The organism is Verrucomicrobiota bacterium, assembly GCA_016871535.1.
Lineage (GTDB): Bacteria > Verrucomicrobiota > Verrucomicrobiia > Limisphaerales > SIBE01 > VHCZ01.
Map to the genome: position 1 here is coordinate 1 of VHCZ01000211.1, position 10,915 is coordinate 10,915.

The window sequence follows — 10,915 nt, forward strand, 5'->3', positions numbered from 1 at the left end:
GATTTGCTAAAAACGCGACTCTGAACTCCATATCGACAACAGATTGAACATGACGAATGACCTTCAGAACCGGGGGTTTCATGCATTTCGAACAGTTGTTAACTGGACACGAGTGCGTTCCACCGCGTTCCACCGCGTCCCTGATGTCCTCTTCCAGAAGCCCGATAATGTCAGGGACGGAGTGGAATCCGTCCCTACCAGTTCGCGGGGACGGGGAAAGGCGACGACTGTCCCTCGGTTGCCCAGAGGTTGACTTGTGCCCGTTCAGCGCGACTGGCAAGAATTTGCTTTCTTGGGCTTTGAACACCCGCCAGCATAGCCTCACAGACACGTTATGAGACAAAGATTCCAATGGGCCGGGATTACAGCGGTCTTGTTGCTCGCCGCTCATTGGTCGATGGCCCAGCGCTGGCGCAATTCCATGTACGGCGAAGGTTGGATCGAGAACGCCGAGACGGTCAAGACGGCGCGCGAAGTTCCTTTCCGCAGCACGCCGATTCCCGAATGGACCAACGCGCCGGCCTTTGACAAGGACGTGTTCACGTTCGCGCGCGTCCGTTACACCCGGCTGCCGCGCGGATCAGCCACGTGGCAAGGGGGGTTTTGGTACAGTGATTTCCCCGATAGCGATCTCAATCTCTCCTTCCGGCTCCAGCAAATGACCTCGATCAAGGTTGATCCCAACGGGCGGGTCATCGACCTCACGGACCCGGAGCTTTACAATTACCCGTGGATTTACATGGTCGAGCCCGGCTTGATGGCGCTGGAGGACGACGAGATCCCCATCCTGAAGAATTACTTGCTCAACGGCGGCTTCATGATGGCGGATGATTTCTGGGGCGCGTCGCAATGGGGGAATTTCGAGCGGCAGATCAAGCGCGTTTTTCCCGAGCGCGAGTTTGTGGAATTATCCCTGGATCATCCCGTTTTCAAAGGCGTCTTCGAGTTGCCCGGTCCCAAGAACAAGCTGCAAGTGCCCAACGTGGTGATCGGCCGGCAGGCGGAATCCACCGGGATCACCTGGGAAGTCAAGGAAGGCGAGCCCTGCACCGAAGTCCACATCAAAGCCATGATGGACGACAAAGGCCGCATGATGGTCCTGGCGTGCCACAACACGGATTACGGGGATGGCTGGGAACGCGAAGGCGAAGACACTTACTTCTTCCACCGGTTCGCGGAGAACATTTCGTATCCGATGGCGATTAATATTATTCTCTACGCGATGACACATTGAGCCGGCGCACGAAGAATTCTATGAGAAAAGAGCAAGTGAATTATCTGCAAGTGAGCGATCCGTCCAGGCAATGGGTGGCTGACCGCTTGACGACGTTGTTGAATGACGAGTCGATCGTGCCGTCGTTCCCGGACGTAGCCATCCGGCTCTGTTCCCTGGTGCAGAACGACAGCACCACCATGGCCGACTTTGCGAAAGTCATCATGCTGGACACGGCACTGGCAGCGCGCTGCCTTCAGGTGGCCAGTTCGATTGGGTTCGCCGCCCGGCAAATCGACAGCATCGATCAGGCGCTCATGCTCATCGGCATCCAGCAGGTCCGCCGCATCGCGCTGGCGGTGGCGACCGTCGGAGCTTTTTCAGAGTTCAAGGCCAAAGTGGATTAGCGGCGATTCTGGCTGCACAATGTCTTGGTCGCGCGGCTGACGGACCGGGTGGCCTGCATTTTCCGGCCGACCAACGGCATGGAATATTTGGCCGGGTTGATGCACGACGTGGGGAAGCTTTTTATCGAGCATTATTTCCCCAAGGAGTTTGAACAAATCCTGGCTGGCGCGCTCGCCAAACAGTGCAATCATGCGGCGATGGAACGGGAGATTCTCGGCCTGGATCACACGCAGATCGGCGCGGCCTTGTGCGAACGCATGCACGCCCACAACCACATCCTGCGTTCGGTCTGGTTCCATCATGACCCTTTGCATGTTGACCACGCCGCCGATCCGCTCGGCGACGGCGGATTCCTGGCCGTTTGCGTCGGCATCGGCGACCGCCTGGCCAACAGCAATCCGGCCTCGCAGGAAGACCTGGGTCACGCCTCCGAACTGATCGAACACTCCCCCGAATGGATCTTTCTCCAAAACATCTACCTGCCTCACAAACTTGAACTCGATCTGCCGCGTGAGATCAAGAAAGCCGAGGAAGAACTGACGATGTTCATGGCGTAAGTTGAGTGCCAGCCATTCTGTGCGTGAAACCTGGTAAGGACGCGTTCCACCGCGTCCCTGACTTCCCCCTCGAAAGGCAGAGAAGTCAGGGACGGAGTGGAATCCGTCCTTACCAGTTCATGGGCAGTTTCCACGATTCTTCGATCGCCCATTGGGGCCATGAACGACGCCTCGTTTGCAGTCCCGGCTTTAGCCGGTCGGGAGCACAGGAACCGCCCAAAGGCGCCTAAAGGCGGGACGACAAACCAACGCCTGTTCATGGAGAGAACTGCTGCTTGGGACGCGAGGAAAGCTCGACAAATCTGCCGTCTCCAGTTATAGAGGCGCTTGCCACTTCGGCTGAGTCCGTCGCTGGCCATTCGGGATGAATAAGATCGATTTGCAGGGAAAGAATGCGGTAGTCACCGGCGCCGCCCGGGGCATCGGTTTCGCCATCGTTCAACGGCTGCTGGCCTCCGGCGCCCGGTGCAGTCTTTGGGACGTTGACCGGGAAGCCTTGAACTTGGCGGTCAGTTCACTGGATGGCCTGGGCGAATTTGACCTGCAGGTTGTGGACATCACGCGGCCCGCGGCCGTGGGAGCGGCGGCTGAAAGCACGGTTCGCCGCTTCGGATCGATCGATATTCTGGTCAACAACGCCGGGATCGCGGGCGTCTCCAAAACGCTGTGGGAATGCACGCCCGAAGAATGGTTCCAGGTTCTTAACCTGGACCTTTACGCCGTTTACCTTTGCTGCCACGCGATCGTCCCGAAGATGCTGGAGAAGAAATACGGACGCATCGTCAACATCGCCTCCATCGCCGGCAAAGAGGGCAACCCGAACGCCTCCCATTACAGCGCCGCCAAGGCCGGCGTGATCGGCCTGACGAAATCGCTCGGCAAGGAACTGGCGCAAAGCGGCGTGCTCGTGAATTCCGTCACCCCGGCGGTCATTGAGACGGACATCCTCAAACAGGTATCCAAGGAACACATCGCTTACATGGTGTCGCGCATTCCGATGGGCCGGACGGGGCTCAAGGAAGAAGTCGCGGCGCTGGTCGCGTGGCTGTGTTCTGCGGAGTGTTCCTTCAGCACCGGCGCGGTGTTTGATATTTCCGGCGGACGGGCGACTTACTGATTTTTCCCATGAAAAAATACAACGTTGGCGTCATCGGATACGGCTGGGTAGCGACCGCGCACATCCCCGCGATCAACGGCACCAAACAAGCCCAGGTCACGGCGGTTTGCTCCTCGCGCCCCCAAAACCCCAAAGAACTCAGCCACAAATACGGCAGCGACATCTCGGTTTACAACGACGTGGACGCGATGCTGGCCAACCCGCGGATTCACGCGGTCAGCGTGTGCAGTTTTCCGTATCAGCACGCCGAACACGTCATCGCGGCGGCCCGGGCGGGCAAGCACATCATCGTGGAAAAACCGCTCGCCCTTTCCTGGAAGGATTGCCAGGCGATGGAAGCGGCGGTGAAGAAGGCTCGGGTCAAAACCTGCGTGTGCTTCGAGTGCCGCTATTCGAGCCAGTTCTTGACCACCAAGGCTGTGATCGACGCCGGATTGCTCGGGACGCTGCACTACGGCGAGATCGATTATTACCATGGCATCGGACCCTGGTACGGCCAGTTCCGCTGGAACACCCGCAAGAACGCCGGCGGCAGTTCCTTGCTCACCGCGGGCTGCCACGCGATGGACGCGCTTCTGCTGTGCCTGGGCAGCGACGTCACGGAAATCACCAGCTACGACGCCAAGTCCAAGAGCAAGGTCTTCGAGCCTTACGAATACACGACGACCAGCGTCACCATTCTGAAATTCAAGAATGGCAGCATCGGCAAGTGCGCGGCGGTCGTGGACTGCTTGCAGCCGTACTATTTTCACACTCATCTCGTCGGGAGCGAAGGGAGCTTGCTGGACAACAAATTCCATTCGACGAAACTCGGCGGGTTGAACAAGAACGCCTGGAGCGCGCTGTCGTTGAAACCGCTCGATTCCGGCGACGTCTCGGATCACCCGTACCTGACGCAATTCCAGGCCTTCTTCGACGCGCTCGACTCCGGCAAAGAAATGCCGCTGACCAGCCTGGCCGACGCGTTGCGCTCGCACAAAGTCATCTTCGCTGCCGACAAATCGGCCGAGACAGGCAAATCCGTGAAGCTGTGAGCGCGTGTTTTGAAAATGGGTGGAACGGGCTACCAGCCCGTTTTCGGCGGCAACTTGCCGCCGAACATTAATTAACGTCCTTCCTTCGATTTGAAATCCGCGCTCCGCACACCGCACTCCGCGATCGCCATCGGCGCGCACCCGGACGACATCGAGTTCTACATGGCCGGCACGTTGTTGCTGCTCAAGCAAGCCGGCTGGGAAATCCATTACATGAACGTGTCGCGCGGGAACTGCGGCAGCGTGAAGCTGAACGCGTCGCAAACCCGCCGCGCCCGGTTGCGCGAGGCCCGCCATGCCGCGAAAATCCTGGGCGCGCACTGGCATCCGCCGATTTGCGACGATCTGGAGATCCTTTACGACGTTCCGACGCTGCGGCGGCTCGCGGCGGTCATTCGCGAAGCCAGGCCTTCGATCGTGCTGACGCATTCGCCGCAAGATTACATGGAGGACCACACGAACACTTGCCGGCTGGTGGTCACGGCAGCGTTCGCGCACGGCATGCCTAATTTCAAGACTACCCCGGCGCGCAAACCTTTCGATCACGACGTCACGATTTATCACGCCATGCCGCACGGTTTGCGGGATGGCTTGCGGCAGCGAATCCTCCCGGACGCTTTCGTGAACACGACGCCCGTCCATGAAACCAAATTGCAGGCGCTGGCCGCGCACGAAAGCCAGCAAGACTGGCTCGACGTCAGCCAGGGCATGAATTCGTATTTGCGCGCCATGGACGAGATGTCGCGGGGCGTGGGCCGGATGTCGCGGAAGTTCAAACACGCTGAAGGCTGGCGGCGTCATTTGCATTTAGGTTTCAGCGCAAAGGAAATCGATCCGCTACGCGAGGCTTTGAGACGCTATCACTTGGTGAATACCACCCCCGAGAGCTGAAGGGCGTCCCGTTCCCTCTCCCCATGAACCAGACGGTAGGGCGAGCCTGTCCCCAGCGAGCCGGACTGGACGTGTTCCACACTCGTCGAGCGGCTCGCCGGGACGGACTCGCCCTACCGAGTTCAGGGGCCGAGTGCAGGTCCGAAAGGAACAGGAGCTTTCCGTGAACGACCGTTTTTACATTGGACGGACGGGGCATTTTCTGAAATTGGTGTTGGCATGCCGCGCAAACTCAGTTCCATAGCCCCGGATTGGTGGGATTACACCACACTCGATGACGAGGTGCTCAAAGACGCGGCTCGGTTGACGCCGGAAGCGATGCTCAAGCTTTCGCGTCCGGGCTTCCAAGTCGCCTTCTACGACACGCTCGAAGATTTTTATCTCGCCGAAGCGCTGGAATACATCGCTGCCTGGAAGCAATCCACGCCCGACAACCCCGCCGGCATTTGCGGCCCGATCGGCCCGACCGAGCAACTGCCGCTCGTAGCGCGTCTGGTCAATGAACTTGGCCTATCGCTCAAGTCCGCCCATTTTTGGGGCATGGACGAGTGGTTCCTGGACGGCCAGGAAGTTTCCACGGACCATCCGCTGTCGTTCGAGCGCGCGGATCGGGAACTGTGTTTCAGCCGCATTCGCCCGGAACTCGTTATGCCGGAAGCGAACCTGCACTTTCCCAAAGCCGACACGGCCAGGTACCGCGCGAGTTGGACCGGCGTCCGCTGCGCCGTCATGCAAGGCGGCCAGGGCGAGATCAAGCATTGGGCCTTCAACGATCCAGCGCGGCGCGAAGGCGTGTACAAGAACAACCCGCCCACGCCCGAGGAATATCACCAACTGACCACGCGCGTGGTGGACCTTCATCCGCTGACGCTGGTCCAGAACGCGCGGACTTCGGGCGGCGGCAACGTCGCGGGAGTTCCGCGCAAAGCGATCTCGGTCGGGCCGGCTGAAACGTGGAAGGCGGAGAAGGTTTCCATCTGGCACGCCGGCACGCATGACAATCCGTTCGGGCAACGGCTGACCACCCTCATGATTTCGAAGAAGCTCCCGGACACCGCCGTGCCGATGTCACTGCTTGCCGACCATCCCAACGTACAATTCAATTTCTACCGGCCCGGCATTGGAACGTGCGAAGTCGAGATGCATTGATGAACATGACCTCAGGCTGTCAGGCTCATACTCCTGATCTTAATCGTAATCATAATCTCCCCATCCGAGTGGAGAGTAAGATTAGGATTAGGATTAGGATTAGGAGTAAGATTGAGATCCCATAGGAACTATGGATCAGCCGCGCAAAAAATACTCGCGAGGCCGGCGCATCGCCCGGGCGCTGGTCTGGGCTGCTTTCGCCGCCGTGCTGACGTTGCGGTTTCTTTTTCCGCCCGAACGCCCGGTTCGGTTCGAGCAACGGCGCGACGTCTTCGGCCAACCCCGCCAGTTCCGCAACAGGCCGCCTGTCCAGGTCAACCCTCCGTCTTCCCCGGTGCCCGCGGATTTGTGGCGGATTCGGATCGAGATCGCGCCGAAAGACGTCGAGACCCTTCGCCAGTATCATTGGAACGGGTGGCGCGGCGCGCGGCAGGAGCGCGTGGATGTGTCGGCGACCGTTCACGAAGGCGGCAAGACCTACATGAATGTCGCGATTCACCTCAAAGGCGCCGCGGGAAGTTTCCGCCCCTTTGACAGCAAACCGGCGCTGACGCTGAATTTTTCCAAGAACGCCCCTGGCCAGCAGTTCCATGGCTTCACCAAGATTTCGCTGAACAACTCCGTGCAGGATCCGTCGTTTTTGGCCGAGGCGATTTCCCGGGAACTGTTTCTGGCGGCTGGCGTGCCCGTGCCGCGCGCGGATCACGCCACGGTCATTCTGAACGGGCGGGATCTTGGTCTCTACGTCCTGGTCGAAGGTTTTGGGAAAACTTTTCTCAAACGCCATTTCAAAAACGTCAAAGGCAATCTCTACGACGGCGGGTTCGTCCAGGACATCACCGGCGACCTCGACACCAATTCGGGCGATAACCCGAACGACCGTTCGGATTTGCAGCGGCTCATGGCGGCGGTATCGGAACGCCCGGAAAGCCGCTGGCAGCGCCTGAGCAAGGTGCTCGACATGGATCGGTTCATTAGCTTTGTCGCGATGGAGATCATGACTTGCCACTGGGACGGCTATACTCGGAACCGAAACAACTACCGGGTTTTCCACGACCTCGAAACGGACCGCATGGTGTTCATGCCGCACGGGCTGGATCAGATGTTCGGCTCGTCGAGAGGATCGTGGGACGATCCGATCGATCCGCAAGGCGGTGATATGAGAATTCAAGGCTACGTTGCGCAGCGTGTTCTGGCCACTCCGGAAGGCCGCCGGCTTTATTGGGAACGCCTCGCCACGCTGCGGACCAATGTGTTTTTGGAGGAGAAGATTATCGGACGGGTCCGCGAAATGGCACGCCCGATTCGGCCGACCGTGGAAGTGTACGGATGGGCGAACGAGTTCGATGCGCAGGTGGAAAGGCTTTGCCAGCGCATCGGCCTGCGCGCAAGCTCCATTACCGAGCAACTCAAGGTCGCCCAGGCGCCGCCGCAAGAACCGATTCAACTCGGCGCGGATGGCGCCGCCCGGCTTACGGGTTGGACGAAGCGGATAACTTCGCCGGCAGAGGGTGCTCATCAATTGGGCAAGGGCGATGTAGGCGGAATCGGGTCGCTGGGGGTCTCCATGGGCCGGGGAGGAGGTTCTGCTTCCTGGCGCACGCGAGTGTTGTTGCCGGCTGGACGGTATCGCTTCGAGGGCCGCGCTCGGACCAGCGGCGTCGGAAATACCGGAGGGATTTGCCTGCGGATTTCGGGCGAACAACGGCCCGACGTCTGGCGCTCCAGCGACCATGGCTGGACGACGCTTCGTTACGACATCTGGGTGCGCGAACCGGAGAGCGAAGTGGAATTGATCTGCGAACTCAAAGCCGCGCGGGGCGAGGCCTGGTTCGACGAAACCTCGCTCCGGTTGATCCGGGAGCGGGGGAATGGAGGGTTGGAGTAGTGGAATGTTGGAGTATTGGGATTTCAGCACTCCAGCACTCCACCACTCCATTACTCCAATAATCCACCACTCCAGTTCCTCGCCTCGACCAGGAAGTCTGCGATGTGCAGCACCCGGACATGCGCGGCGCCGGCTTTCTCCAGTCCTGCGCGCATTTGGAGAATGCATCCCGGATTAGTGGTCACGACGACTTCGGCGCCGGTCCGTAAAATGTTCTCCACCTTGCGCCGTTGCAAACGCTCGGCCATTTCCGGTTCGGTCAAATTGTAGCTCCCTGCGCTTCCGCAACATACTTCGGACTCCGGCAACTCCACGAATTTCGCTCCGGCAACCGCTCGAATCAGGTCGCGGGGAGGTTTGGTGATGTGCTGCGGATGAGCGAGATGGCAGGCATCGTGGTAGGTCACCGATTCGCAATTTGAAATCTGCAATTTGAAATCCGCGGAAGCGAGCCACTCCGTCAAATCCTTCACCTTCGCGCTGAATCGTTCGGCGCGCTCCGCCCAGCCGGGATCGCCGTGGAGCAAATGGCCGTACTCCTTGAGCGTCGAGCCGCAACCCGCCGCGTTGATGACAATGGCGTCCAAATTCAGTTTCTCGAACGCCGCGATGTTACGCCGGGCGCAGTCGCGCGCGCGGTCCAACTGCCCGCTGTGCGCGTAGAGCGCGCCACAGCAAACCTGCTCCCGCGGGACAGCGACGTCCCAGCCCGCTTGATTCAGCAGGTGGACGCTGGCCGCGTTGGTCTCTCCGAACATCACGCTCATCACGCAGCCCTGGATGAAGCCCACCTGGCCTTTGACCGGAGTGATCGCCGTTCGAGCAACCGTCGGCAAAGGAATCGATTTCGTGTTCGCCGGAACGAGCGATAGGGCGTCGCGAAGGAACTTGGGCAAACGCCGCTTGAGGCCGGCCTTTTGCGCCAGCCGCGCCGGCCACAAAGCCAGTTTCATCCGCGCGGGAAATGGAAAGACTTGTTCAATAGCAAGACGCCGGAGAAAAGTTTGAAAGACGGACCGCCGATGCTTCTTTTCGATATGGTCGCGCGTGGCTTCGAGCAAGGCGCCGTATTGAACACCGCTCGGACAGGCTGTCTCGCAGGCCCGGCAGCCCAGACACAGGTCGATGTGCCGGACCGCCGCGTCCGAAAGCTTCAACCGTCCGGCCTGGAGCGCGCGCATGAGATAAATGCGTCCGCGCGGCGACTCGTTCTCGTTCCCCGTCTCGAGGTAAGTCGGGCAGGCACCGAGACAGAGGCCGCAGTGGACACAGGCGAGTGATTTGGTTTCGTCGAGAAAACGTTGTGGAGCCGCCGAATTCGCAGTCACAAAGGCAGGTCAGGAAAAATGTGTTTGGGATCGAAAGTATCTTTGACGCGGCGAAGGAGCTTTCCCGGCGTCTCCGTTCTGGGTTCCTCCGGTCCGCCGACGTAGCACACCAGCCCGTTCCCGGCCCGGGCGACGAACGAAACTTCACCCAATCTCCGAATCGCTTGGGCCAGTTCCGAAGGCAGAACCGAGAGTCGCCGCGGCGGCGTGGCTGATCCGGAATTCCAGAACCGAATCTCGTGGTCCAGATTGGACGGGCTTCGCGCGCCGAGTTCGGCTGCTTTCGCCAGTTGATACTCGACATCCTCCCGCACGCCGGCAAAGCCGAGCACGACCGTCAGAGCGTGGGAGCGTGAAGCGTCGGAGCGTGAGGCGTTAGAGCGTGGACCGTCCGTGGCCGATAGCATCCCTGGAGCCTCTTCATCCACCCTCTCCCCTCCGAGGGGTGAGGGACGAGGTGAGGGGTCCGTTTGGCTGTTAGTGGAGATGTTGTGGAGATCAAGGACCACAGGGACCAGGTTGCTTTCGAGAACTGCTTGAACAAAGGCCCCAGCGTTTTGCAGTGAGTCGAAGCCGGCCTGAACGAATTGTTCCGCTTCGGGCAGCGGCCGGAGTTTGAAGGTCGCTTCCACGATCACGCCGAAGGCGCCGCGACTCCCGATGAACAATTTGCAGAGATCATAGCCGGCCACGTTCTTGACGACCTTGCCTCCCGACTTGATGACGCGCCCATCCGCCAGGACCACCTTCATGCCGATCAGATAATCCCGCACCGTGCCATAGCCAAACCGGCGCGGCCCGCTGGCATTGGCGGACAAGAGATCGCCGATGGAAAGGCGGTCCGCATCGGGCGGATCAACAGGCAGCCATTGGCCGCGCGGGGCTAGCCGAGCCTGAAATTCCGTCAGCGTCATCCCGGCTTCCACGGTGGCCGTCATGTCTTCCGGCACGTGATCCACGAGGCGATTCATCGCGTGGAGATGCACCGAAGCGATTCGTTCGCCGCTGGCATGGGCGGAGGCGACCGCTTGCTGTAAATCCTCAACGGACCGCGTTTGCAGAATCATTCTGAAGCCGATCATCGCCAACGCCGCCGCTCCGGTCAAATCCCGGCTGGCACTCTATTCATCAAGCCATTATGTCCGCGAAGAACTGACTGATAACAGGCTTGATGGTGGCCCTGTCAGTCGCTTCCGTAAGCTTAGTGGTCCATTTCATAAATACGCTCACGTTCGCGGCAAGGGATTTTTCGGCCAGACGAGGCGCGAGCGACGAGCATATCCCGAAGTGGATCTGTAAGGAGCAAGCAACGAAGTCTGGCGAAAAAGAA

At 59.8% G+C, this 10,915-nt stretch carries 10 protein-coding genes; 8 read left to right on the forward strand and 2 right to left on the reverse strand.

Annotation, left to right across the window (positions count from 1 at the left end):
* The first annotated feature begins 334 nt into the window (after window positions 1–334).
* The 8 genes from FJ398_21140 (at window position 335) to FJ398_21175 (ending at window position 8,257) form a co-directional block, all read left to right on the forward strand.
* Entirely contained in the window at window positions 335–1,234 is a 900-nt protein-coding gene (locus FJ398_21140; protein ID MBM3840420.1) for a DUF4159 domain-containing protein, read from the forward strand.
* 20 nt (window positions 1,235–1,254) lie between these two features.
* Window positions 1,255–1,620 (forward strand): HDOD domain-containing protein, encoded by a 366-nt coding sequence (locus FJ398_21145; GenBank protein MBM3840421.1) that lies wholly within the window; start codon window positions 1,255–1,257, stop codon window positions 1,618–1,620.
* A gap of 12 nt (window positions 1,621–1,632) precedes the next feature.
* The gene (locus FJ398_21150) at window positions 1,633–2,178 is read left to right on the forward strand and encodes an HDOD domain-containing protein (GenBank protein MBM3840422.1); all 546 of its coding nucleotides are present in this window, start codon (window positions 1,633–1,635) and stop codon (window positions 2,176–2,178) included.
* A 364-nt stretch (window positions 2,179–2,542) separates the two neighbouring features.
* Complete coding sequence (locus FJ398_21155) at window positions 2,543–3,295, forward strand: SDR family oxidoreductase (protein ID MBM3840423.1); 753 nt, start codon at window positions 2,543–2,545, stop codon at window positions 3,293–3,295.
* A gap of 8 nt (window positions 3,296–3,303) precedes the next feature.
* Window positions 3,304–4,329, forward strand: a complete 1,026-nt coding sequence (locus FJ398_21160; GenBank protein MBM3840424.1) for a Gfo/Idh/MocA family oxidoreductase — start codon at window positions 3,304–3,306, stop codon at window positions 4,327–4,329.
* A gap of 162 nt (window positions 4,330–4,491) precedes the next feature.
* Window positions 4,492–5,220, forward strand: a complete 729-nt coding sequence (locus tag FJ398_21165) for an LmbE family protein (protein ID MBM3840425.1) — start codon at window positions 4,492–4,494, stop codon at window positions 5,218–5,220.
* Window positions 5,221–5,439: 219 nt separating this feature from the next.
* A complete protein-coding gene (locus FJ398_21170) occupies window positions 5,440–6,369 on the forward strand; it encodes a glucosamine-6-phosphate isomerase (protein ID MBM3840426.1) in 930 nt (309 codons plus the stop codon).
* A 130-nt stretch (window positions 6,370–6,499) separates the two neighbouring features.
* Window positions 6,500–8,257, forward strand: a complete 1,758-nt coding sequence (locus FJ398_21175; protein MBM3840427.1) for a hypothetical protein — start codon at window positions 6,500–6,502, stop codon at window positions 8,255–8,257.
* A gap of 50 nt (window positions 8,258–8,307) precedes the next feature.
* On the opposite strand, the gene FJ398_21180 is transcribed toward FJ398_21175, so the two are convergent.
* A complete protein-coding gene (locus tag FJ398_21180; GenBank protein ID MBM3840428.1) occupies window positions 8,308–9,585 on the reverse strand; it encodes a (Fe-S)-binding protein in 1,278 nt (425 codons plus the stop codon).
* Complete coding sequence (locus FJ398_21185) at window positions 9,582–10,667, reverse strand: FAD-binding oxidoreductase (GenBank protein MBM3840429.1); 1,086 nt, start codon at window positions 10,665–10,667, stop codon at window positions 9,582–9,584. Before FJ398_21185 ends, FJ398_21180 begins: the two co-directional genes overlap by 4 nt.
* Between the last annotated feature and the right edge of the window lie 248 nt (window positions 10,668–10,915).

Coding starts and splice junctions, on each gene's coding strand:
- FJ398_21170 (MBM3840426.1), top strand. CDS start 5,440: ATGCCGCGCAAACTCAGTTCCATAGCCCCGGATTGGTGGGATTACACC.
- FJ398_21165 (MBM3840425.1), top strand. CDS start 4,492: ATGGCCGGCACGTTGTTGCTGCTCAAGCAAGCCGGCTGGGAAATCCAT.
- FJ398_21145 (MBM3840421.1), top strand. CDS start 1,255: ATGAGAAAAGAGCAAGTGAATTATCTGCAAGTGAGCGATCCGTCCAGG.
- FJ398_21155 (MBM3840423.1), top strand. CDS start 2,543: ATGAATAAGATCGATTTGCAGGGAAAGAATGCGGTAGTCACCGGCGCC.
- FJ398_21160 (MBM3840424.1), top strand. CDS start 3,304: ATGAAAAAATACAACGTTGGCGTCATCGGATACGGCTGGGTAGCGACC.
- FJ398_21140 (MBM3840420.1), top strand. CDS start 335: ATGAGACAAAGATTCCAATGGGCCGGGATTACAGCGGTCTTGTTGCTC.
- FJ398_21175 (MBM3840427.1), top strand. CDS start 6,500: ATGGATCAGCCGCGCAAAAAATACTCGCGAGGCCGGCGCATCGCCCGG.
- FJ398_21185 (MBM3840429.1), bottom strand. CDS start 10,667: ATGATCGGCTTCAGAATGATTCTGCAAACGCGGTCCGTTGAGGATTTA.